This is a genomic window from Rhodococcus sp. NPDC056506 (assembly GCF_042794945.1).
Taxonomy (GTDB): domain Bacteria; phylum Actinomycetota; class Actinomycetes; order Mycobacteriales; family Mycobacteriaceae; genus Rhodococcus_F.
Window position 1 is genome coordinate 84898 of sequence record NZ_JBHTSW010000004.1, and the last position, 22271, is coordinate 107168.

The 22271-nt window shown below is 62.6% G+C and carries 19 protein-coding genes; 9 read left to right on the top strand and 10 right to left on the bottom strand.

Annotated elements, in window-relative coordinates; translation table 11 throughout:
- Positions 1 to 2 precede the first annotated feature (2 nt).
- From ACFQ6H_RS05820 to ACFQ6H_RS05840, 5 genes are read right to left on the bottom strand one after another with little or no spacing between them, the layout of a single operon-like run.
- On the bottom strand, positions 3 to 1436 hold the full coding sequence (locus ACFQ6H_RS05820; protein WP_378644653.1) for an aldehyde dehydrogenase family protein: 1434 nt from the start codon (positions 1434 to 1436) through the stop codon (positions 3 to 5).
- Entirely contained in the window at positions 1433 to 1933 is a 501-nt protein-coding gene (locus ACFQ6H_RS05825; RefSeq protein WP_378644655.1) for an SRPBCC family protein, read from the bottom strand. Before ACFQ6H_RS05825 ends, ACFQ6H_RS05820 begins: the two co-directional genes overlap by 4 nt.
- On the bottom strand, positions 1930 to 3021 hold the full coding sequence (locus ACFQ6H_RS05830; protein WP_378644657.1) for a PDR/VanB family oxidoreductase: 1092 nt from the start codon (positions 3019 to 3021) through the stop codon (positions 1930 to 1932). Before ACFQ6H_RS05830 ends, ACFQ6H_RS05825 begins: the two co-directional genes overlap by 4 nt.
- Positions 3018 to 3950, bottom strand: a complete 933-nt coding sequence (locus ACFQ6H_RS05835) for a metal-dependent hydrolase (RefSeq protein WP_378644659.1) — start codon at positions 3948 to 3950, stop codon at positions 3018 to 3020. Before ACFQ6H_RS05835 ends, ACFQ6H_RS05830 begins: the two co-directional genes overlap by 4 nt.
- The gene (locus ACFQ6H_RS05840) at positions 3950 to 5506 is read right to left on the bottom strand and encodes a flavin-containing monooxygenase (RefSeq protein ID WP_378644661.1); all 1557 of its coding nucleotides are present in this window, start codon (positions 5504 to 5506) and stop codon (positions 3950 to 3952) included. The genes ACFQ6H_RS05835 and ACFQ6H_RS05840 overlap by 1 nt, the downstream gene beginning before the upstream one ends.
- 183 nt (positions 5507 to 5689) lie before the next feature.
- Here ACFQ6H_RS05840 and ACFQ6H_RS05845 point away from each other — a divergent pair, with 183 nt between their 5' ends.
- Both ACFQ6H_RS05845 and ACFQ6H_RS05850 read left to right on the top strand, forming a co-directional pair.
- Positions 5690 to 6346, top strand: a complete 657-nt coding sequence (locus tag ACFQ6H_RS05845) for a TetR/AcrR family transcriptional regulator (RefSeq protein ID WP_020908817.1) — start codon at positions 5690 to 5692, stop codon at positions 6344 to 6346.
- A complete protein-coding gene (locus tag ACFQ6H_RS05850) occupies positions 6343 to 6969 on the top strand; it encodes a TetR/AcrR family transcriptional regulator (protein WP_020970505.1) in 627 nt (208 codons plus the stop codon). Before ACFQ6H_RS05845 ends, ACFQ6H_RS05850 begins: the two co-directional genes overlap by 4 nt.
- Before the next feature lie 4 nt (positions 6970 to 6973).
- Here the strand turns inward: ACFQ6H_RS05850 and ACFQ6H_RS05855 are convergent, their stop codons facing one another.
- On the bottom strand, positions 6974 to 8101 hold the full coding sequence (locus ACFQ6H_RS05855) for an acyl-CoA dehydrogenase family protein (RefSeq protein ID WP_378532766.1): 1128 nt from the start codon (positions 8099 to 8101) through the stop codon (positions 6974 to 6976).
- A gap of 239 nt (positions 8102 to 8340) precedes the next feature.
- Here ACFQ6H_RS05855 and ACFQ6H_RS05860 point away from each other — a divergent pair, with 239 nt between their 5' ends.
- Positions 8341 to 10062 (top strand): FUSC family protein, encoded by a 1722-nt coding sequence (locus ACFQ6H_RS05860; RefSeq protein WP_378644663.1) that lies wholly within the window; start codon positions 8341 to 8343, stop codon positions 10060 to 10062.
- On the opposite strand, the gene ACFQ6H_RS05865 is transcribed toward ACFQ6H_RS05860, so the two are convergent.
- On the bottom strand, positions 10038 to 11000 hold the full coding sequence (locus ACFQ6H_RS05865) for a sigma-70 family RNA polymerase sigma factor (protein WP_378532245.1): 963 nt from the start codon (positions 10998 to 11000) through the stop codon (positions 10038 to 10040). The genes ACFQ6H_RS05860 and ACFQ6H_RS05865 overlap by 25 nt on opposite strands.
- A gap of 277 nt (positions 11001 to 11277) precedes the next feature.
- On the opposite strand from ACFQ6H_RS05865, the gene ACFQ6H_RS05870 reads away from it, so the two are divergent.
- Genes ACFQ6H_RS05870 through ACFQ6H_RS05895 form a run of 6 tightly spaced genes read left to right on the top strand, consistent with a single transcriptional unit; the run spans position 11278 to position 17648 of the window.
- Complete coding sequence (locus ACFQ6H_RS05870; RefSeq protein WP_378532247.1) at positions 11278 to 12357, top strand: ABC transporter substrate-binding protein; 1080 nt, start codon at positions 11278 to 11280, stop codon at positions 12355 to 12357.
- The gene (locus tag ACFQ6H_RS05875; protein ID WP_378644665.1) at positions 12354 to 13175 is read left to right on the top strand and encodes an ABC transporter ATP-binding protein; all 822 of its coding nucleotides are present in this window, start codon (positions 12354 to 12356) and stop codon (positions 13173 to 13175) included. Before ACFQ6H_RS05870 ends, ACFQ6H_RS05875 begins: the two co-directional genes overlap by 4 nt.
- Positions 13168 to 14040: an ABC transporter permease gene (locus ACFQ6H_RS05880; protein ID WP_378532249.1), complete on the top strand. Its 873-nt coding sequence runs from the start codon at positions 13168 to 13170 to the stop codon at positions 14038 to 14040. The genes ACFQ6H_RS05875 and ACFQ6H_RS05880 overlap by 8 nt, the downstream gene beginning before the upstream one ends.
- Positions 14041 to 14072: 32 nt before the next feature.
- Positions 14073 to 15419 (top strand): LLM class flavin-dependent oxidoreductase, encoded by a 1347-nt coding sequence (locus ACFQ6H_RS05885; protein ID WP_378532251.1) that lies wholly within the window; start codon positions 14073 to 14075, stop codon positions 15417 to 15419.
- Positions 15416 to 16648 (top strand): MFS transporter, encoded by a 1233-nt coding sequence (locus ACFQ6H_RS05890; protein WP_378532253.1) that lies wholly within the window; start codon positions 15416 to 15418, stop codon positions 16646 to 16648. Before ACFQ6H_RS05885 ends, ACFQ6H_RS05890 begins: the two co-directional genes overlap by 4 nt.
- Positions 16649 to 16661: 13 nt before the next feature.
- Positions 16662 to 17648, top strand: a complete 987-nt coding sequence (locus ACFQ6H_RS05895; protein ID WP_378446226.1) for an LLM class F420-dependent oxidoreductase — start codon at positions 16662 to 16664, stop codon at positions 17646 to 17648.
- A gap of 8 nt (positions 17649 to 17656) precedes the next feature.
- On the opposite strand, the gene ACFQ6H_RS05900 is transcribed toward ACFQ6H_RS05895, so the two are convergent.
- The 3 genes from ACFQ6H_RS05900 to ACFQ6H_RS05910 form a co-directional block, all read right to left on the bottom strand.
- Positions 17657 to 18319 (bottom strand): DUF3239 domain-containing protein, encoded by a 663-nt coding sequence (locus tag ACFQ6H_RS05900; protein WP_378532255.1) that lies wholly within the window; start codon positions 18317 to 18319, stop codon positions 17657 to 17659.
- Positions 18320 to 18392: 73 nt separating this feature from the next.
- Positions 18393 to 20471 carry a peptidase gene (locus ACFQ6H_RS05905; protein WP_378644667.1) on the bottom strand — a complete coding sequence of 693 codons (2079 nt, stop codon included), beginning with the start codon at positions 20469 to 20471 and terminating at the stop codon, positions 18393 to 18395.
- Positions 20472 to 20573: 102 nt separating this feature from the next.
- On the bottom strand, positions 20574 to 22232 hold the full coding sequence (locus tag ACFQ6H_RS05910; protein ID WP_138872200.1) for a DNA repair helicase XPB: 1659 nt from the start codon (positions 22230 to 22232) through the stop codon (positions 20574 to 20576).
- Positions 22233 to 22271: the final 39 nt, after the last annotated feature.

A 22271-nucleotide genomic window follows, 5' to 3' on the forward strand; every position in this document is an offset into this window, starting at 1 on the left:
CTTCAGCGCCTTCCGTGTAGAGCGCGTATGAGAACCTTGACCAGCCAGTCGATTCGGGCGGTCCGTCGAAACGTCGTCAGCGGTAATGGCGAACGGAACCGTTGCCTGGTCATCGAACGGGCATAGGTGAACTCTTTCAGTCCGTCGGGGCCGTGAACGCGTCCGAAACCGGATGCTCCGACCCCACCCAGTGGCAGGTTGGGAACTGCGGCATACATCACGTAGGAGTTCACCGACGCTCCTCCCGATCGGAGTCGATCTGCAATTGATACTCCGTCCTTGCCGAACACGCTTGCTCCCAAGGCGTATGGCGACGCGTTGACCAATTCCACCGCCTCGTCCATCGAGCTGACTTTGGTGATGGTCATCGTCGGGCCGAAGGTCTCCTCCGTGACGGCGAGGCTGTCTTCGGGCACGTCGACCATGATGGTCGGTTGCACGTACTGACCGGAGATCGTGCCGAGCCCGCCGAGAACGACACGTCCACCCCGCGATACCGCGTCGTCTATGTGGCGCCGGATGACGGCGACTTGCGCGGGCATGGTGATCGGACCGATCTTGTCGTCGGCAGCAGGACCTGCATGAATTCGAGCGGCCAGAGTGGTTGTCTTGTCGAGGAACTCGTCGTAGACGTGTTCGTGCACGTACACACGCTCGACGCCCAGACAGGTCTGACCGGAGTTGGACAACGCTCCCCACACCGCAGCGTCCGCGGCGGCGCCGACATCTCCGTCGGCATCGAGGACGAGTGCGTCCTTGCCGCCGCATTCCATCAACACCGGTGTGAGGGTCTCGGCGCAGGCTGCCATGACCTTCTTGCCAGTAGCAGTGGACCCGGTGAACCCGATCTTGTCGACGCCGGCCAGGCACAGTGCCGCGCCGACCCCACCGTCACCTGTGACAACTTGCAGCACAGGATGTTCAGTGACGACCTCGGCAAATGCTCGGGCCAACCATTCACCGACACCTGGTGCGAACTCACTCGGCTTGTAGACAACAGCGTTGCCGGCAGCCAGGGCAAACGAGAGCGAACCGAGTGGGGTGAAGACCGGATAGTTCCACGGACCGATCACGCCGACCACTCCGAGAGGCCGATATTCCACCGAGGCGGCCTGATTGATCGTCAACAGACTGGAACCGACGGTGTTCCTGCCCAGCACCTTTCGAGCATTCTTAGAGGCCCACGCGAGGTGTTCGAGCGCCATGGCAATTTCGAGCATTGCGTCGGGGTGAGGCTTGCCCATGTCCCGGTGAACGACGTCGGCGAGTTCGGATGCTCGACGAGCGATGATTCCTCGCCACCTATCCAGTCGGTGGGCGCGTTGCTCGAATGTCAGTTCCGCCCACCACGCGGCGGCGACTCGAGCTTCGCGCACTGCCTGTGTCACCGTGACGTCGGTCGCCTGCGCGGTCGTGTCGATCTCGGTTGTTGTCATCGCGAAGTCCCCTGAAGTGTGTGGTGGACGGCGCCGTCGGCCCAGTTGCGGGTCACGCGGTCGAGGATCGGTCGGGACAGAGACAGAATCGGGGCGAACCACGGCTGCGCCTGCACCGCGAACGTCCAGGTGAGAAGGCTTCCAGTCGAAGTCGGTTCCAGCACCAGATCTTCGGCGAAACGCTTGAATCCCGGGAGTGACGCAGACTCCACGTAGAACGTCATCCGGCGCCCCTCGTCCCAGCGGAAGAATCTCTCGTCCAGTGCGGCGAAAGCGCCGGCCCGCACAGTTCGCGTCGTACCGATGCCGAATGGTCTGGCCGAGGTCCAGTCGGATCCGGTGATCCCGCGCGCCCACGACGCGAGCGCACCGTCCGAGGTCAACGTCTGCCACAAGCTTTCACACGTCGCTTCGGACTCGATCCGGTGAGTGATCACCAGCGGAGCGGAGCGGATGAAGTCTGCGTCGGCCGCCGCGAGCGGGAATTTTCGCTTCACAGGTCTACCACCAAAGACCCACCGGTGGAACGTGATCGACAGGTCAACATCGAATCGGTGCGTTCCGATTCGGTGAGAAGGGTGTCCCGATGGTCGACGGTCCCCGCGAGCACCCGGACCTTGCAGGTACCGCAGAAGCCCTGCTGGCAGGAATACGCGACGCCGGGAAGTGCGCGTCGTATTGCTGCCAAGGCACTTTCGGACTCTCCGACATCGACGGTGAGACCGGTGCGCGCCAGGTGCACAGTGAATTTCTTGCCGTCGACTACCGGTAGCGGCGAGAAGCGCTCACTGTGTACCGATCCGGTCGGGTTGCTCGTGAAGGCTGCCGCGCGCACCATGTTCATCAGCGGCGTCGGTCCGCACGTGTACACCGCGGCGCCGGGATCCGTAGCGGAGAGCAGTGTTTCGACATCCGGCGGACCCAACTCGTCGTCCGGCCGGATGGTTACCCGGCCGTTGGAATACTCCTCGATCTCGTTCAGGAATGGCATAGCTGCCCGAGTTCGTCCGAGATAGTCCAATCGCCACGGGACTCCGCGGCGGTGACAGCGTTGCACCATGGGAAGTATCGGAGTGATCCCGATTCCGCCCGCAACAAAGAGGTACGACGGAGCAGTGACAAACGGAAATGCATTCCGTGGCCCTCGTACGTCCACCGCCATTCCAGGTTTGAGCGACTCGTGGATCTCGCGTGAGCCGCCACCGCCCTCGTCTATCCTTCGGACGGCGATCCGATACGAGGTCACGTCGTCGGGGTCGCCGCACAGCGAGTACTGTCGTTGCCTTCCAGAGGGGAGAAAGACGTCGAGGTGGGCGCCGGGAATCCACGACGGCAGGGCGATGCCTTCCCTCGGGGTCAAGGTGACACTCAGGACGTCGTCACACTCGAACCGGACGGACTTCACGTCCAGCGTCATGTCGAACCCGCTGTAGCGGACCGGGTTGGGACGCGAAAGTATCTGCGCTGCAGGACTGGTTGCGAAGATCCGACGGTATGCGCTGGTGGCCTGCGCGGCAAACCTCAACGACCGGGTCGGTGTGAAGCCGTGTGCGTCGTGAGGACGGTCGGCAGCCGTCTTGTTCATTCTTCACTCTTTTCGGAAGAACGATTGGCGGCAGGTGAGCGAGCGAGGTAGCGCATGGCTACGTCCATGTCCCCGATCTGGGACGGATGGAAGCTCGGCCGCAGATACGGAGGAATCTCGGTGATCAGGAATTTCATGTTCGGTACCAGTCCACGACGAGTGGCGCTGATCAGCTGCAGAGGCCACAGTCGACCCTTCGCCTTCGACGGGTCCTGCCGGAAAAGGTAATTCATCGAGGCGATGAACAGTACGAACAACGTGAAGCTGGCCAGCAGCGCCGTGCGAACGCGTCGGGAGTAGCTACCGTCGACGTACATGTAGGCGTCGAAAGCGACGTTGCGGTGCTCGACTTCTTCAGCGCCGTGCCACTTGACCATGTCGAGCATCACCGGGTGCATGCCGGCATCTTCGAGGGCGGGATCGGTGAGCAGCCATTCCCCGACCACTGCCGTGTAGTGCTCCATGGCAGCAAACAAGCCGAGACGTTCACAGAGCCAGGCGTGCTTGGCTTTTCCGGTCAATCCTTTGTCGCCCAATATCTTGTCCACGAGCCAGTCCATGCGGCGTGCCATCGGTTTCATGTCCATGCCGAGGTCCGCAAGGTGTTCGCGTGCACCTTTGTGCGAAGACGCGTGTGTTGCTTCCTGGCCGACGAAACCCACCACCTCTTCGTGCAGTCGGGTGTCCTCGATGAGAGGGAGCGCTTCGGCGAGCGTCGCGGACATGGCCCGCTCTCCCTCGGGTAACACGAGATGCATGAAGTTGATGACGTGGGTGACCATCGGTTCGTTCGGCACGTAGTGCAGTGGTACACCGTCCCAGTCGAATTCGACGTCACGGGCGGCGATGGCATGTGCTTCGTCGGTGTAGCGGCGAGCGCCGGACGGTGCGATGGCGGGTGTGCCTCGGAAGGCGTTGATGCCGAGCATTATCGGCTCCTCACGGTTTCTCGAGCAGTGGTGAGTGATGTGGACGAGACAGGTTGTACCTGCGTGTAGTGAGTGAGGTCAGCTCGTTTGGTCCTGGCGCGGAAGGATCGGTTGAATCCGGGATAGAAGGTGTAATTGCGGCCGCCGTCGACGAGGTAGTAGCTACTGCACCCGCCCGCGTTCCACACGCTGGTGGCGAGTCGGCGGTCTGTTGCGCGCACGAACTCGCGCTGCACGTCGGCGCGGACGTCGATGCTGCCGATGCCGCGCTCGTCCATCTGAAGAATGCAGCTCACGATGTATTCGACCTGCGCTTCGATCGTGACGACCTGCGAGGTGTAGACCACCGAGTTGGGGCCGAGGATCATGAAGCAGTTCGGAAAACCGCTGATGGTGGTGCCGAGGAAGGCCTCGGCACTGCCGTTCCACGTCTGCGCGAGGCTGCGGCCGTCCTGGCCTCGGATGATGTCGAACGACGGGTTGTCTCCCATCCGAAAGCCGGTTCCCATGACTATGGTGTCGACTTCCCGCAAGGTTCCGTCCGCGGTGAGAACTCCGCCCTCCTGCACCTCGACGATTCCGTCCGTCACCACCTCCACATTGGGTGACGCCAGCGCGGGATAGTAGGTGTTCGAGAACGTCGGACGCTTGCATCCGAATGCGTAGTGGGGGAGCAGCTTTGCGCGAAGCTCCGGGTCCCGCACCTGCCGGCGAAGGTGTGCTCGGCCGAGTGCGGCCAACCCTTTGAGCAGTGACGGCTTGTACACGAATCCGGGTACCAGGGCTTCTTGAAGTAGGTCGAGTCCCTTGCGTGCGAGTCGCTGGGTGAGCGGTACCCGCTCGAACAGCGCGCTGGGCCAGCCCGTCATCGGCTGATCCGGGTGCGGCAGGATCCACGTCGGTGTCCGCTGGAATATGGTCAGCGAGTTCGCGAGCGGTTGCAGTCTGGGGATGATCTGCACTGCGGAGGCGCCGGTGCCGACCACGGCTATGCGTTCACCGCGAAGGTCGTGGTCGTGGTTCCAGTCTGCGGTGTGGAACATCTGACCACGAAACGATTCGAGTCCGGGGAGGTCGGGTGTGGCGGGGGCGCTGAACGGGCCGGTGGCCGCCACCAGGAACTGTGCCTCCCACACGGTTTCCGCGGTGTGCACCCGCCAGATCTGGGCCTGCTCGTCCCACGACGCTTCTGTCACGTCCTGGTTGCAGTGGAAATGACCGGCCAGTCCGAAGCGATGGACGCAATCCCGGAGATAGTCGTAGATCTCGGGCTGTAGCGGATACAGCCGCGTCCAGTTCGGATTGGGCGCAAACGAGAACGAGTACAGAATCGACGGGATGTCGCACTGTGCACCGGGGTAGGTGTTGACCTGCCAGGTTCCCCCGGGCTCCGCAGCGCGTTCGAGAACGACGAAGTCGTCGATCCCGGATTGCTTCAAGCGGACAGCAGTTCCGATGCCGCCGAAGCCTGCTCCGATGACGACGACTCGTGTTCGGCGAGTTGGAGTTTCCTCTTCACCGGCCGATGGCCCCGAGGTTGGGTCGATGTCGACCATGTGTGACGCCTCCTGATTGGTGCGTGAACAACTGAACGAAGAGTAAGTCTGACATCAAGTGATGTCAACAGCGATTGATGTCAGAATTGAATTGATTGACATCGTGCGATGTCAGTTCGCTTGCCGAGGTCGCCGCGATAACCTGAGGTCGAGAGCACTGCCGGTCAGTGAGAACATGGGGACATGACGGATACCGAGGCTCGGCGCACCGGCCCGCGCAGGTGGCGTGGGCAGGAACCAGAAGATCGCCGCGCCGCGCGCCGGGCACAGCTGATCGAAGCCGGGTTGCAGATCATGGGCACCGAGGGTGCGGCCGCCGCGACCATGCGTGCGACCTGCCGCGAGGCTGCGCTGACCGAACGGTACTTCTACGAGAGCTTCGCCAATCGTGACGAACTGCTGGTCGCCGTGCTCGACGAGGTCGTTCTCGGGGCACGCGACACTATTCTGGACGCTCTCGAGGCGGCGCCTTCCGAACCGTCGGCCCTGATCCGTCACGTGGTGAAGGCCTTCACCACCTACGTATTCAAGGATCCGCGCCGTGGACGCATCATGTTCGTCGAATCCCAGGCGGAACCTGCGCTGTGGGATCGAGGGCGAGAATTGATGGCGGAGTTCACCAATCCGATCTCCGCGTCGCTCGAGCTGATGTACGGCGGCGAGGCAACCGACTCCGCGAACTCCGAACTCAATTCGGTGGGGCTGTTCGGTGCCCTCGCGTTCATCTATCAGGCGCACACCCCGTCCTCCAAGATCTCTCGAAAGCGTTTGGTGGAACACATTTCGCTCATGGTCGAGGCGCAGGCGACGGTCAACAGCACGCCCGCGAGAAAAGAATGACGTCCGCGTCGGCCACAGGCGGAAAGCGTCTCGGTCCCGAAGACCGGCGTGAGCAGATCATTGTCAGCGCGGCAAAGGTTTTCGAGGAGAAGTCTTTTGCCGACGTCTCGATGACCGAGTTGGCCAAGGCGGCCGGGGTCGGTCGTCCGCTGCTCAATCATTACTTCGGCTCCAAGCGGGAGTTGTATCTCGACGTCGTGCGGCGGTTCGTCTTCATTCCCGAAGTGGCGGTGGACCGCATTCCGCGATCGGCGAGCCAGGAGAAGCGGATCGGCGCCGTGATCGATCGGTGGCTCGACGTCGCCTGGCGTCATCGCGACATGTGGATCTCGACAGTCATGTCCGACGACCTCCGCCGTGATCCCGAGATGGATCGGATCCTGCAGGATGCTGACGACGTTGCTGCGCGACGCATGATGGATGCGCTCGAGATTCGACCGAGTGAAGGCAGCGAGGCTGCTGTTCATTCGATGATCGTGGCGTACGGAGGACTGGCGAAGGCCGCCAGTAAGCAGTGGTTGGTGACGGGAGCGCTCGACCGCGAACAGGTGCACCTTCTGCTGGTACGCAGTTTGCTCGCCATCGTGCGTGACGTTCTGCCGGCGTGCGAGGCGGATTCCTGATTACTCAGAGTGATCTCGCCACGAGGTCTTTCATGACTTCGTTCGATCCGGCGTAGATTCGCTGAATACGAGCGTCGGCGTACATCTGAGCGATGGGATATTCGAGTATGTAGCCGTACCCGCCGTGTAGTTGCACGCAGCGGTCGATCACGGCGCACTGCTGATCGGTGAGCCAGTACTTGGCCATCGCGGCGGTAGTCGCATCGAGCTGCCCGGCAAGGTATTTGACGATGCAGTCGTCGATGAACGTTCGTGAGATACGAGCGATGGACGCGCACTCGGCAAGTTCGAAGCGCGTGTTCTGCAGATCGAAGAGCGTTTGCCCGAACATGTTTCGGGATTTGGTGTACTCGACGGTGAGGGCGACTGCACGCTCCATTGCCGCAGTGGCTGCAACTCCGCAGATCAATCGTTCAGGCAGTAGCTGCTGCATCAGCTGGGCAAACCCTGTGCCTTCGCGGTCCCCGAGCAGGTTCGTTGCAGGCACCCGCAAGCGGTCGAAGAACAGCTCGGTGGTGTCCTGGCCCTTCTGTCCGACCTTCTCGAGTATTCGCCCGCGCTCGAAACCCGGTGTGTTGTCATCGACCTCGGCCACGATGAGCGACACTCCACGCGCTCCGAGGCTGGGATCGGTCTTGGCGGCAATGATCACCAGATCACAATTGCGACCGTTGGAGATGAATGTCTTTGCGCCGCTGATCAGATAGTCGTCACCGTCGCGGACGGCGCGGGTGGTGATGTTCTGCAAGTCGGATCCGGTGCCGGGCTCGGTCATGGCGATTGCGCCCACCCACTCGCCACTCGCCAGCTTCGGTAGCCAGCGCAGTTTGTGCTCGTGATCGGCGTAGGCATTGAGGTAGTGCGGCACGATTCCCGAGTGCACACCGAGTTGGAGTGAATGATCACCCGCCATCACCTGCTCGTGGAACAGCACGGCATCATGCGCAAAAGTTCCTCCTCCGCCGCCGTACTCGGTGGGTATCGACATGCCGGCGAGGCCGAGCGTCCCGAGTTCCCGATAGGCGGATTTGTCGGGAAAACCCTGGGACGCGAAGCGTTTCTGGTGCGGTGTCACGTGTTTGGCGAAGAAGTTCCTCGCCAGTTCGCCAACGGCCTCCAATTCGTCGTCCATCCACGGGGAGCGTCGTTCGGTGGTTCGGGTTGCGGTTGATACTTGCGTCATCGTGATTTCTCCCGATCGATGAAGTGCGACCCACGAGCGGATCTGGCTCCACCTATCATCCACACTGTTGACGCAGTGTCAATAAGCGGGTGGCCGAATCGACCTCCAGACCCGCTTCGGATACCAGGGCAGCCGCCCGCAAGAATGGGACGGCACAGACACGATCGAACCGGCGCGAAGGATGGGCAGTGGACCCCGAAGAAACATCAGCGGGTCACGAGTCCAACCTCCCGGCGCCGCGTCCGGCTCGCAGCGTCCTGTTCGGATTGCCGCCGGTGGGAAACCGGTATCCCGGAGCAATTCGGGTCGCACTCGCCTTGGCGATTCCTGCGGCTGTCGCGACACTGCTCGGATTCGGGCCCTCGTCCCTCCTGGTCGGGCTCGGTGCATTCGCGTCGATCTACGGTGAGGGACGTCCGTACCGGAGCAGATGGAAGGCAGTCGGTATCGCTGCGACGACGCTGACGATCCTGTCCTTCGTCGGGGCATCGGTGGGTGAGCCCGTCCACCGAGCCATCGCCGAGGGAGCGCCGACGGTGCTGCTCGTCTTTGTCGTGCTGATCATGGCCGTCGTGGTGTCGACCTGCGCCTTCACCGTCGACGCGCTTCGATTGGGTCCACCGGGCGCGTTCTTTCTGTTGCTCACCACCGAGATCAGTTCCGTGATCGCCACTCCCGGTCAGCCGCCGGTCGAGGTCGCGATGTGGACGGCAATCGGTGGGATCAGCGCGGTGGTCGTCTCGATGACGGGAATCCTGTGGGCACCGAGAACTGTCGAACGCAGCGCTGTACAGGCAGCCGTCTCGGCCGTTGCGGAGTACACGGAAGCGCAGGCGAAGTACGCCCCGCCGGAGCATGCGCGAGACAAACGTCACGCTGCAGCAGTGCGGCTGCACGACGCGTGGCAGTGCCTCTACCGCGGCGCAATCGTCGGGAAAGACCACCCGTTGACCCGTGAACTCGAACGAGCACAAATCGCGATGGCCAGGGCGATCTCCGACGACCACGATCCCGAACTCATGGCGGACCCCGCGTTCGACGTCGACGAGGTCGGGGCGCATCCGCCCCTGCCCGACCCGACGATCCGGTATCGGTTTCTCCGCGCCTGCAATCCGTCCAGCCGAGCGTCGATCACGGCACTTCGGCTGTCCATCGCCTGTATGGCGGCGGGAACCCTCACCGTTCTACTCGGTATCGATCGCCCGGACTGGGCGGTGATCGCCGCGGCGATGGTCCTGCATCAAGGACCGGATCGAATACTGGGCACCTATCGCGGAATCCATCGCATCGGCGGAACCGTCCTCGGGTTGATTCTGTTGGGCGCCATATACGCCTGGAGTCCGACCGGTCTGTGGCTGGTGGCTGTACTTGCCGTCCTGATGGCGGGGATCGAACTGTTCCTGGTGCGGAACTACGGGATCGCCGTCATCTTCATCACCGCTCTGGCAATTCTCCTCGGCGCTGCCGGTGGTGCACACGGGACCGTCCAGCATCTGATCCTCAGCCGCATGCTCGAGACGGCAATCGGCGTCGTCGTGGCGTTGATCGTCCTGTGGACGGTCGGGCGCGGGGCACATCGACGCACTCTGATCTGGGTCGACGAGCGTGCCGACAGCGTCCTGTTCAAGCTGCTGACCGAAATCCGCGCAAGGCACTATGCACCACAAGCGAATTGGTCCGAGCTTTCGGAGCTTCGACGCGACCTGGACTTCGAACTACGAGGCAGCACGATGGCCGGGATCGACGCCGCCCACAACGAACCCGAGTGGGCGTCGCAGCAGTGGAGAACGCACACCGCACTGCATCACCTGGGATCGGATGTGCTGCACCGACTGTGGTTCGGCACGCAGGTGTCCAGGTCTCACCTCGAAGAATGGGAGTCTCGCTACCTGCGCTCGGGTTCGGTGTGATCGAGCATCGGGACGGCACTGAACTTGGCTGGGTTCGCAATGTCGTAGGCCGCACACACAACTCCGTCGCGAACCGTGAAGCCGGCAACGCGAGCGGCGAACTGCGGGTACCGGTCATCTCCGGGGGAGCCGGCGAATACACCACCGAGCTGTCCGTTGACGAGAACCGGTGACATCGAAAACAGCGCCGCCGGTCCGTACTTGCGTGCCAGCCCCAGGTAGAACCGTGCCACACGATCACTGCCGCGCACGACGTTGACCGCCGTGCGAGTTGTTCCGCCTGCGTCGCCGATCAGCACGGCATCGGGATCGAGTGCTTCGATCACCGCGTTCAGATCCCCACTCGCGATAGCCATGACCAGTCTTTCGACGGCGGCAGCATGCTCCTCGCTGCTGACCGGGACGGGCGCCGACGCTGCGGCTCTACGGGCTCGCGAGGCCAACTGACGGGCGGCGGCGACTTCGATGTCGAGGATTCGGGCTACCTCGGCGAACGGTACGTCGAAGCCGTCGTGCAGGACAAAGGCAACGCGTTGCGCGGGAGTAAGAGTGTCCAGGACGACGAGGGCCGCAAAACGATTCTGTTCCTGCGTCACGACGTACTCGAGGGGATCGGGTGTCGCTGAGGGTGTGCTCACGGTGGCGTCGACGGGCGTGACGATCGGCTCCGGAAGCCATTGTCCTACATAGCTTTCTCTCCGGACTGCGGCCGATTTGAGATGATCGAGGCAGATCCGACCCACAACAGTGGTGAGCCATCCGCGCAGCTCGCGGATCTCCAGCTCTTCACCTCGCGTGGTTTCGGCTACTTGGAGTCGTATCCATGCTTCCTGCACCGCGTCCTGAGCGTCGCTGAAACTTCCGGTGAGACGGTAGGCCACCGACGTCAGATGGCCACGGTGTTGCTCGAAGTCCTGCGCGGTAGTCGGCGAAAGCATGCCCTCATGATACGGACTTCACACTTTAAATCCGGCATGAATGTAACCGTTGACCCAGGTAGTGGGTGCCGACGTATGGTTTCGACACTGCTAACGGCTCGATTCTGTCTTCACATTCATTGGAGTCTCACGTGTTTCGGTCTTCGCTCTTGTCGTCATTGAACTGTTGTCGTTGAACTGACTTTCCCAACACCTGCCTGTGCCGATCGCCGCACAAGGCGATCCGGACAGGTGTCGTCGTAAATTTCACCAATCATCCTCTAAAGGAAGCAACTTCATGATTCGCCCTCGCCTTGCGCGCTCCATAGCCGCAGTCGTCGCTCTTGTCACACTGTCCAGCCTTGCCGTGGCCTGCTCGGGCTCTTCCGACGAAGTCGTCAAGACCGCCGACGGCAAGACCGTCCTGCGGTACGAGGGCAGTACCGGACAGGTCATCTACCCCGAACTCGCTGCCGATCTCGGCTACTTCGACAACGTGGAACTCAACTGGATCGGCGACACGACCAGCGGTCCTCAGAGCATTCAGAATGCCGCGACCGGTCAGACCGAATTCGGTGGTGCGTTCAACGGTGCGGTGGTGAAGTTGGCTTCCGCGGGTTCACCGATCACCTCGGTGATCGGGTACTACGGCTCCGACAAGCAGAGCTTCAATGGGTACTACGTTCTCGACGACAGTCCGATCAAAACGGCCAAAGACCTGATCGGCAAGAAGGTCGGGATGAATACACTCGGCGCCCACCACGAGTTCGTCGTTCGTGAATGGCTTGCGCGGGAGGGGCTTACGCCGGACGAGATCAAGCAGGTTGAACTGATCGTGGTGCCTCCCGTCAACACGGAGCAAGCGCTGCGCCAGGGACAGATCGACGTTGCCACCCTCGGCTCGGTCTTCCGTGACTCCGCGCTCGAACGCGGTGGTCTTCGCGAGCTGTTCACGGACGAATCACTGTTCGGCTCGTTCACCTACGGCACGTTGGTGTTCCGTGACGACTACATCGCGAAGAACAAGGAAGCGGTCGCCGATTTCGTACAGGGAACAGCGCGAGCGATCCGCTGGACCCAGACGCACCCACGTGAGGAAGTGATCGCGAAGCTGACGTCGATCATCAACAGTCGCGGACGCAACGAGGACACCAAGCTCATCAGTTACTGGAAGAGCCCGGGAGTCGCCGGCCCCGGCGGAACGATCACCGATACCGAGATCAGCACGTGGATCGACTGGCTCACCCGTAACGGCGAACTCGAAGAGGGGAAGTTGAAGCCGTCGGACATCTACACCAACGAATTCAATCCATACGCCAACGGAACGTATTCACCCGACAGCGGCGCTGACGGACAGGCACTGGAGGCCGCAAAATGAGCACAGAACCGAAACTAAGGCTCGAGCACGTCACCAAGCAGTTCGACATTCGTGGGACCGACGAAGTTTTCACCGCGGTCGAGGACATCAACATCGACGTGGCGCCGGGGGAGTTCCTGGTCCTCGTCGGGCCGAGTGGGTGCGGTAAGTCGACTCTGCTGGACCTCCTCGGCGGACTGAGTTCGCCGACTTCCGGTCGAATCCTTCTGGACGGCAAGCAGATCACCGGACCCGGCTTGGATCGGGGAATCGTCTTCCAGCAATACGCGCTACTTCCATGGCGAACTGCACGTCACAACATCGAGTTCGGACTCGAAGCGAAGGGCGTGAAGAAGAGCGAGCGACGCGAGCTCGCCGAGCATTACCTCGAATTGGTCGGTCTGCAAGGTTTCGCGGATCGCTATCCGCACGAGTTGTCCGGTGGAATGAAGCAGCGAGTCGCGATCGCCCGCAGCCTGGCCTTCGACCCCGAAGTGTTGCTGATGGACGAACCGTTTGCAGCGCTGGACGCACAGACGCGAGAGTCTCTGCAGGACGAGCTTCTGCGCATCTGGAAAGCCACCGGTAAGACGATCTTGTTCATCACTCACGGAATCGACGAGGCCATCTATCTGGGGCAGCGCGTTGCCGTGCTGACGTCGAGGCCGGGGCGTGTCAAGACGATCGTCGACATCGACGTCGACAGGTCCGGCGACGACGTGCGATCCGGCGAGGAGTTCCGAGTGTTCCGGCACCGGATCTGGACGCTGCTGCACGGTGAAGTGGAACGCGCACGGGCGGGCGAGCTCGACCCAGCCAAGGAGGTTGCACATGTCTAGCGCATTGGCGACGCCGGAAGTGGTCGCGGACCCCGAACCGTTGCACGACAAAGCACCTGACATTGCGCAGCGGAGCCAGGCCGGCGGCAAGGCGGCGCGGTACGTTGGATCTGCCGCGTGGCGGATTGCCAAGCCGTCGATAGCGATCGCGATTTTCCTCGGGATCTGGGAAGCCGCACCTCGGTTGGGCTTGGTGGACAAGGTTTTCCTTCCGCCCTTCAGTGAGGTTGTGTCCGCGTTCTTCACTCTTGCCGGGAACGGTCAACTGCAAGAGCACGTCTCGGCCAGTCTGACGCGTGCGTTAACCGGATTCTTCGTGGCCATCGCGATCGCGATTCCGTTGGGAATTGCGATCGCCTGGTATCGTCCGGTCTCCGACTTCCTCAACCCGATTCTCGAATTGTTCCGCAACACAGCGGCCTTGGCTCTGCTTCCCGTCTTCGTGCTGATTCTGGGCATCGGTGAAGAGTCGAAGATCGCCCTGGTGATTTACGCCTGCACCTTCCCGATTCTGCTCAACACCATCTCCGGTGTGCGCACGGTTGACCCGCTGCTGATCAAGTCCGCTGCCTCTCTGGGGTTCTCGTCGATTCGACTGTTCCAGAAGGTAGTTCTGCCCGCTGCGGTGCCCACGATCTTCACCGGAATTCGCATGGCCGCCGCGTCGTCGATACTCGTGCTGATCGCCGCCGAGATGGTCGGTGCCAAAGCCGGTCTCGGATACCTGATCACTGCCTCACAACTCAATTTCCAGATCCCGAACATGTACGCGGGTATCGTCGCGATCTCGTTGTTGGGTCTGACAATCAACGCGATTCTGGTCCTGATCGAACGTCGGCTCTCACGCTGGCGCGTCACCACCTGATCTGCACCTTCACGGAAAGATTCTGCGAACTCATGTCCGAACGACAATTTCATCTGAACGCCTTCCTCATGGGCGTCGGCCATCATGAGGCGGCGTGGCGCCACCCTCGCACAAATGCGGCCAACTTGTTGGACGTCAAGCACTTCCAGGAGTTGGGGAGGATCGCCGAACGAGGAAAGCTGGACTCGGTGTTCTTCGCCGACGGCCTGGCAGTGGGCCCGCGGGTCAAGTACAACACGCAGGCGATTTTCGAACCCGTCACGTTGCTCTCCGCGATCGCTGCTGCCACCGACAAGGTGGGGCTGATTGCAACCGCGTCGACCAGTTACAGCGATCCGTACACTCTTGCAAGGAAGTTCGCGTCCCTCGACCACATCAGTGGGGGACGTGGCGGGTGGAACATCGTCACATCGGCGGGCGCCGACGAGGCGGCCAACTTCGGTCTCGATGCGGTACCGGCGCACAGTGGTCGTTACGAGCGCGCCGAGGAGTTTCTCGACGTGACACTCGGACTCTGGGACAGTTGGGAAGAGGGGGCGGTTGTCCTGGACGAAGAGTCCGGGATCTTCGCCGACCCGGATCGTGTCCATCGGATCGACCATGACGGCGAACGATTCACGGTAGCCGGTCCACTCAATTCGCCGAGGTCTCCACAGGGACGTCCGCTGCTCGTGCAAGCCGGTTCCTCCGAGAGCGGTAAGGATTTCGCGGCGAAGTATGCCGAGGCCGTGTTCACCGCTCAACGAACGCTCGAGCAAGGGCAGGATTTCTACACCGACCTCAAAGCGCGGCTGATCAAGTACGGGCGTAGTCCCGACGAGATCAAGGTGCTGCCAGGCATCGTTCCCTTCATCGCGGATACGGAAGAAGAAGCCAAGGCGCTGGAGCAGTCGTTCACGGATCTCATCTCACCTGAGTACTCGCTGCGCCAACTCTCGAACATGGTGGGCGTCGACCTCACCGAGCATTCGCTGGACGCTCCGTTGCCGCCGCTGCCGGACATCGATCGCATCCAAGGAAACAAGAGTCGATACCAGCTCGTCAAGGATCTTGCGGAGAGCGAAAACCTGACCGTTCGTGAACTGATCGGCAAACTCGGCGGTGGCCGTGGGCATCGGACATTTGCCGGGACACCGGAGCAGGTCGCGGACGAGTTGACCGAATGGTTCGACAAGGGCGCCGCGGACGGCTTCAACATCATGCCGCCCTATCTGCCCGGAGGGCTCGAGGTGTTCGTCGACCGGGTCGTGCCGATTCTGCAGGCGCGTGGGCTCTTCCGTACCGAATACACGGAATCCACCCTGCGGGGTCACTACGGCCTCGATCGTCCGGCGAATCGGTTTTCGCGGGCCGCTGACGCGGCAGAAGTGAGCGCGTGACGGAAACACTGCCCAAGGAACAGCCGGCGATTGCCGGGCTCAAGCCACTGGTCACAACGGTTTTCGTACCGGCGGCTATTTTCGGAATCGGTCAGGGCGCGGCCGCCCCCATCATGGCCGTCACCGCCCGCGACCTCGGTGCATCGGTCGCCGTCGCCGGATTGATCGTTGCACTCGGCGGTTTGGGTGCCGTCCTCGGCGATCTCCCGGCGGGCCGGATAGTGTCGCGATTCGGCGAGCGTCGGTCCATCATCGGCGGAAGTTCCTTGGGCGCGACCGGAGTGGTGATCTGTCTGCTTGCGCAGACTCCGTGGATGCTGGGTATCGGTGCTCTGCTGACCGGACTGGCGAATGCTGTGTGGGGTCTTGCCAGGCAGAGCTACCTCGCTGAGACGGTGCCGCTCGGCCTGCGGGCCCGAGCAATGTCGTCATTCGCCGCGATGTGGCGGTTGGGTTTCTTCCTGGGCCCACTCATCGGCGCCGGCGTGATTCTGCTGGTGGGCGCGCGCGGAGGATTTCTGGTCCAGTTGGTGGGCGTCGTACTCGCCGGGGCGCTGATGGCCCGCGTTCCCGACCCGCCACGAAAGGCGCAGGCGGGCAACGGCGATCATAGCCACGTCACGCTCCCGCAGATCCTTCGCCGCCACCGCGCCGCCCTGTCGACGCTCGGGACAGGCTCCCTGCTGATGGGCGCCGCTCGTGCTTCGCGGGAGGCAGTGCTGCCGCTGTGGGCATTGCACCTCGGGTTGGATGCGGCCCAGGTGAGTGTGATCTTCGGTATCGGTGCGGCAGTGGATCTGCTGTGCTCGTATCCCGCCGGGCACATCATGGACCGATACGGGCGCAGGTTGGTCGCGGTGCCTTCGCTGACGGTGATCGGTGTGTCGTACCTACTGTTGCCGTTCTCGACGAGTGCAGTGGGGCTGACCGTGGTCGCTGTCGTGATGGGGATCGGCAACGGACTGGGCAACGGCGTGATCATGACTCTCGGTGCTGATATCGCTCCACCCGAAGAACGCGCCGAGTTCCTCGCTGCATGGCGATTGACCCACGACACGGGCATGTTCGGTGGGCCGCTCGCGATCGGTCTCCTTGCCGCGGTGTTCCCGCTCGGGTGGGCGTTCGCCGCACTGGGCGCGACCTCGTTCGCGGGCGCAGCGATGATGTTCCGCTTCATTCCGGTCTACTCTCCGCGGGTGTCACCCCGCTCGCGCCTCGGGAAACGATAGGTAGGCTCGCTGCATGCGATTCGGACTGTTCGTACCTCAAGGCTGGCGTCTGGACCTGGTCGGCATCGACCCCGCGAAGCAGTGGGAGGTGATGCGAGACTTCACGCTCCGCGCGGAGGCAGGACCGTGGGAATCGGTGTGGGTCTACGACCACTTCCACACCGTTCCCCAGCCGACGGAAGAAGCGACTCACGAGGCGTGGACGTTGATGGCCGCGCTCGGTGCGTCGACGTCGCGTATCCGGCTCGGCCAGATGTGTACCGCCATGAGCTACCGCAACCCGGCGTACCTCGCCAAGGTCGCCGCGACCACCGACCTGATCACCGGTGGACGCGTCGAAATGGGAATCGGCGGCGGTTGGTACGAGCAGGAGTGGCGCGCGTACGGCTACGGATTCCCCTCTGCCGGTGAGCGTCTGGGTCGACTCGACGAAGGAATCCAGATCATGCAGCAGGCGTGGTCGAAGGGAAGTGCGACGCTCGACGGTAAGTACTACCAGGTCGACGGAGCGCTGTGTCGTCCACTTCCGTTGCAAGAGGGCGGAATTCCCATCTGGGTTGCCGGCGGCGGCGAGAAGGTCACACTCAAGATCGCGGCGAAGTACGCGCAGTACACCAACTTCGACGGCACCCCGGACGGCTTCGCACACAAGTCGGAGATCCTGAAGAAGCACTGCGACACCGTCGGTACCGACTTCGACGCGATCGTCCGTTCGGCCAACTACAACGTGGCCATCGGAGCGACGGAAGCCGAGGTGGCTCAGCGGTTGGAGACGCTGAAATCCCGGCTGACGCCGTTGGTCGGCGAAGCTGCTGCGGATGCGTCGCTCGACGCCTTCCGCGGAATGCCGGCGGTGGGTACACCGGAGCAGATCATCGAGAACCTGTCGGCGCTCAAAGCGCAGGGCCTCGAGTACGGAATTTTCTACTTCCCCGAGGCCGCGTACGACACCTCGGGGATCGAGATGTTCGAGAAGGAAGTACTGCCCGCGCTCGCGTAGCGGTACGGCTATCGCAGGGAGTCAGGAAGATCGGCCGGGTTGATCAGGACCCGGCGATCGGGGTGGGTGCGAACTTCTTCGGAATCGGGGATCCGGCTCTGCAGGAAGTTCCACTCGCTCGCACTGACAGCCGCGACAGCGCGTGCCAGCACCGCCGAGTCCTTGGTTCCCCATTCGATCGGCATGGGGCTGACCATCTGCCAGGTGTCAGCCTTGCTTCGGGTGGAACGATCCGAACGCAGTGCAACCGACGGAATGCGGTCGCCGACTCGCCACTTCGGATTGAGTCGTACATTGCGGCTGACGAGTGCGTACTTCGGTGCCCCAGCGGCGGGCTTCGCGATGTCGATCAGTGCGGTCAGCGTCGCCGCACGCGGGTGGACCTCGGTGACGATCGCCGGGACCAGCGGGTTGTCCGCATACAGAGATTCGACGCTCCCCACCTTGCGAGGTGCCCACACGGCCACCCACAGGGAACTGACCGCACCGATGACCAGGACTGCGCCGATGATGATGGACCACACCTCGCCCATGCTGATCAGCCAGGCGCCGACCGCGGCGAGGACGATCGCGAAGATCACCGCAGAAATCTGCAAGCGGCGTACGTCGGCCAGTGTGTCGTTGACCGACTTGGCGTGAGCCTTGTCGACAGTGAACTGGAAGTCAGCCACGAAAAATCCTTCGGGTGGTGCCGGACGATCTAGGACCGGCCCCCGATCGCCCGGGGACCGTCCACCAGCGTAGCTAGTTTCGCGCGCGCTCCCACATCTGCAGGTAAGCCTCGGCGCCGCGGCTCATGTCTTCGACGATGGTGTCGCCGTCGACTCCTGCGGCGATACGCATGTCCGCGATCCAGTCGGGAATCATCCCGTACTGCGCCACGCCGTCGGTGTTCACGTCGAAAACCCGGGTGCCGGCGCGCTGCTGGTCCATGACCGTGCCGTCGAAGGCGGTGTACGGATATTGCAGCGGGTTTTCGGCGGCGTCACCGCGCGGTGCGGCTTGGGGACCGAAGCCGTTGGTGTCGGCGCCGTAGCCGAAACCGAAGTAGTAGTTCTCGCTTCGCATTGCCCGCGCGTCGCGCCACTGGTCGATGAATCCGCGCTCTTCGGGCTTTTCGTCCGATGCGTCCAGTTGCCCGGCGTACAGGGCGACAAATCCGCCGAGCGCGTAGATCCGCTTGTACAGGCTCGGGTCGCTCCAACTGTGACTCGAGACGACACCGGAGTAGTTCGCAGCTTCGAGAATGTCGAGGGCTGCTTCGGCGGTCTTGACGCTCATGTGGTCGATGTCGACGATCATTCCTCGGTCCATCAAACCTTGGATCGTGTAAGCACCCAGGTCGGTCAGGCCGTGCGAATTGCATTGCGGACCAGAGGGGTACACCGGAAGCGTCACTCCGGGCGGGAGTACGGCGAGAAGATTCTGCGCGCCGTCGACCTTGGTGGGCAGCACGTTGTCCTCGGCAACTCCGGTGCAGGGTTCCGACTGCCAGAACTCCCCGGTGCCGAGGTAGTTGCCGATATTGACGGCCACGCCGGTAATTCCGCCGTCGAAACGAGCACCGCCGAGAGCGTTGTCGAACTTGTGCGTGACGATCATCTGCCGGACACCCAGGTCGTACAACTCGTCCAGACCGCGGTCGATGTCGTCCTCGGTGCACTGCGGAATCCCGTTACGCACAGAGCAACCGAAGGGTTCGGATACCTCCACCCCGAGGGTGACGGCCAGCTTTCCGTCGGCAGCCACCTTCCTGGCTTGTTCCGGGGAGCTCACGATGCGGAACCATCCGCGGCCGGGTCCGCCGTACTGGGCGTCGATGTAGTCCTGGAGTTCGCGTGTCTGCTGCGCCTGGATCCGGACGGTCTCCATCTCGTCGCAGGGATTTCGCTTGCTCGGATACAGCTCGCACAGGACACGGTTGGCGACAAAGAGATTGGTGAAGATTCGCAGTCCGCCGCGCCAGGCCCGCTCGACCCACTTGTAGTAAGTCTGCTCGTGCGTCAGCGAATCGTGAGCCGGCCAGTCGGCGAAGCTCGGCCAGCCCGTGGTGTCGTGAGTTTCGAAGGGATTTCCGTACGACAGAACATTTTCGAGGAGTGCCGGTATTCCGTCGGGTTGGTGGTCCGGGCAGTCGACGAGTGCAGCTGTGACACCTTGGGGGTCGAAAGGTCTGCCGCAGTGCAGGTTTCCACCCATGAACTCGGAAGCATTCATGTGCACGTGTGTGTCGATGAATCCCGTGACTTCACCGTTCGGCCCGATTTCTCCGGGAATACCGTTTGCACCCACTTCGGCTTCGGGGAAATCGGCACAGCCATCGCGGGGGACGAGAGTGAACGCAGATTCGGGAACGTCACCGGGATCGGACATCGTGAGCGTCGAATCTCGCGAGATCAGTTGACGGCCGTTCGAGGTTGCGGTCAGAACGAAGGACTCGCCGGTGGACATCACGGTCCAGTCGGTGGCTGGAGTTGCTTCGGAGGTGGCGAGAACGGAGTCTGCTCCGTCGTGCGAGAGCATCGACCCGTCCGGGCCGTACAGCATGAAACGACCCAACTGGGCCGCATGCAGGCGGAAAGGCTCGGCGTCGGCGGCTTTCGTGGCGTCGGTGAGGTACGCCGGTCCGCCCCGACGCACGAAGTCTCCGGACTCCGTGCGAAGCGCGTAGCAGCCGTTCGCAAGTGCGTACACCGAGTTCTGCGCGGTAGGAGATGGGCTCGGTGCCGCCGCACTGACGCCGGTCGTGGCGACGACGACGGCGGCAGTCAGCAGCGAGATGGTTCCGGCGAGCCGACCCCGTAGACGTGGAACTGAGCGCATGGTGCTGGTGACCCCCGGCCGATGGACACGACTGTGACAGGGCACACTCTACAGATAACTGGACGTATGTCCATTTATTTCTGGAACGTGTTGCAGAAATGCTCAGCCGATTGCAGGTCCGAGCAGGTCGTCGGCGTCGGTGATCCGGTAGGCGTAGCCCTGTTCGGCGAGGAATCGCTGACGATGTGCCGCATACTCCGCATCGAGAGTGTCGCGGGAGACCACCGAATAGAAGTGCGCCTGACCGCCGTCGTGCTTGGGTCGCAGGAGGCGCCCGAGTCGCTGAGCTTCTTCCTGTCTCGATCCGAAGGTTCCCGAAACCTGCACGGCGACAGACGCCTCCGGAAGGTCGATCGAGAAGTTCGCGACCTTGCTCACGACCAGCGTCTGGATCTCACCGTTCCGGAACTGATCGAACAGGATCTCACGTTCCTTGTTCTTGGTGGATCCCTTGATCACCGGGGCGTTCAGGGCTTCGCCGAGTTCGTCGAGCTGATCGAGATACGCGCCGATCACCAACGTCGGGGAATCCGGGTGCTTGGCCAGAATCGACTTCACGACAGCAATTTTGGTGTGCGCCGTCGAGCACAGTTTGTAGCGCTCCTCCGGTTCGGCGACGGCGTAGGACATGCGTTCGGCGTCCGTCATCGTCACGCGCACCTCGACGCAGTCGGCCGGTGCGATCCAGCCCTGCGCTTCGATGTCCTTCCACGGAGCGTCGTAGCGCTTGGGGCCGATGAGCGAGAAGACGTCGCCTTCGCGGCCGTCCTCACGAACCAACGTCGCGGTCAGACCGAGGCGGCGGCGTGACTGCAGGTCTGCCGTCATCCGGAAGACCGGCGCGGGGAGCAGGTGTACCTCGTCGTAGATCACCAGTCCCCAGTCGCGGGAATCGAAAAGTTCGAGGTGCTTGTACTCACCCTTCGTACGACGCGTGATCACCTGGTACGTGGCGATCGTGACCGGCCGAATCTCCTTGCGCTCGCCGGAGTATTCGCCGATTTCTTCCTCGGTCAACGACGTGCGGGCAATGAGCTCACGCTTCCACTGGCGACCGGCAACGGTGTTGGTCACCAGAATGAGTGTGGTGGCCTTGGCCTTTGCCATCGCTGCGGCGCCCACCATCGTCTTACCGGCGCCACATGGCAGCACGACGACGCCCGAGCCGCCGGCCCAGAACGAATCCGCTGCCATCTGCTGGTAGTCGCGGAGTTCCCAGTGGCCCTCTTCGAAAGCGAGATCGATCGGGTGCGCTTCGCCGTCCACGTAGCCGGCGAGATCCTCGGCCGGCCAGCCGACCTTGAGCAGCATCTGCTTGAGGCGGCCGCGCTCACTCGGATGCACGATCACGGTGTCGTCGTCGACTTTCTCACCGAGCATCGGCGAGATCTTCTTGTGCCGCATCACCTCGGTGAGCACTGCGCGGTCGAGGCTGACCAGGATGAGGCCGTGCACCGGGCTCTTGACCAACTGCAAGCGTCCATACCTGGCCATCGTGTCGACGATGTCGACCAGGAGTGGCTGTGGCACGGCGAACCGCGAGAACGACACCAGTGCGTCGACAACCTGTTCGGCGTCGTGCCCGGCAGCGCGGGCATTCCACAATGCCAGGGGAGTGATGCGATACGTGTGGACGTGCTCCGGGGCCCGTTCGAGTTCCGCGAAGGGGGCGATTGCCTGCCTGGCCTCGCCGGCACGCTCGTGGTCGACCTCCAACAGCAGCGTCTTGTCGGATTGGACGATCAACGGTCCGTCGGTCACGGAATCCTCCTAGTGAAACAAACGCGGCAGCCACAGAGC

Excerpts from the sequence above, each read along its gene's own strand:
- ACFQ6H_RS05820 (WP_378644653.1), bottom strand. The coding sequence starts at position 1,436 with ATGACAACAACCGAGATCGACACGACCGCGCAGGCGACCGACGTCACG.
- ACFQ6H_RS05830 (WP_378644657.1), bottom strand. The coding sequence starts at position 3,021 with ATGAACAAGACGGCTGCCGACCGTCCTCACGACGCACACGGCTTCACA.
- ACFQ6H_RS05835 (WP_378644659.1), bottom strand. The coding sequence starts at position 3,950 with ATGCTCGGCATCAACGCCTTCCGAGGCACACCCGCCATCGCACCGTCC.
- ACFQ6H_RS05840 (WP_378644661.1), bottom strand. The coding sequence starts at position 5,506 with ATGGTCGACATCGACCCAACCTCGGGGCCATCGGCCGGTGAAGAGGAA.
- ACFQ6H_RS05845 (WP_020908817.1), top strand. The coding sequence starts at position 5,690 with ATGACGGATACCGAGGCTCGGCGCACCGGCCCGCGCAGGTGGCGTGGG.
- ACFQ6H_RS05850 (WP_020970505.1), top strand. The coding sequence starts at position 6,343 with ATGACGTCCGCGTCGGCCACAGGCGGAAAGCGTCTCGGTCCCGAAGAC.
- ACFQ6H_RS05855 (WP_378532766.1), bottom strand. The coding sequence starts at position 8,101 with ATGGACGACGAATTGGAGGCCGTTGGCGAACTGGCGAGGAACTTCTTC.
- ACFQ6H_RS05865 (WP_378532245.1), bottom strand. The coding sequence starts at position 11,000 with ATGCTTTCGCCGACTACCGCGCAGGACTTCGAGCAACACCGTGGCCAT.
- ACFQ6H_RS05870 (WP_378532247.1), top strand. The coding sequence starts at position 11,278 with ATGATTCGCCCTCGCCTTGCGCGCTCCATAGCCGCAGTCGTCGCTCTT.
- ACFQ6H_RS05875 (WP_378644665.1), top strand. The coding sequence starts at position 12,354 with ATGAGCACAGAACCGAAACTAAGGCTCGAGCACGTCACCAAGCAGTTC.
- ACFQ6H_RS05880 (WP_378532249.1), top strand. The coding sequence starts at position 13,168 with ATGTCTAGCGCATTGGCGACGCCGGAAGTGGTCGCGGACCCCGAACCG.
- ACFQ6H_RS05885 (WP_378532251.1), top strand. The coding sequence starts at position 14,073 with ATGTCCGAACGACAATTTCATCTGAACGCCTTCCTCATGGGCGTCGGC.
- ACFQ6H_RS05895 (WP_378446226.1), top strand. The coding sequence starts at position 16,662 with ATGCGATTCGGACTGTTCGTACCTCAAGGCTGGCGTCTGGACCTGGTC.
- ACFQ6H_RS05905 (WP_378644667.1), bottom strand. The coding sequence starts at position 20,471 with ATGCGCTCAGTTCCACGTCTACGGGGTCGGCTCGCCGGAACCATCTCG.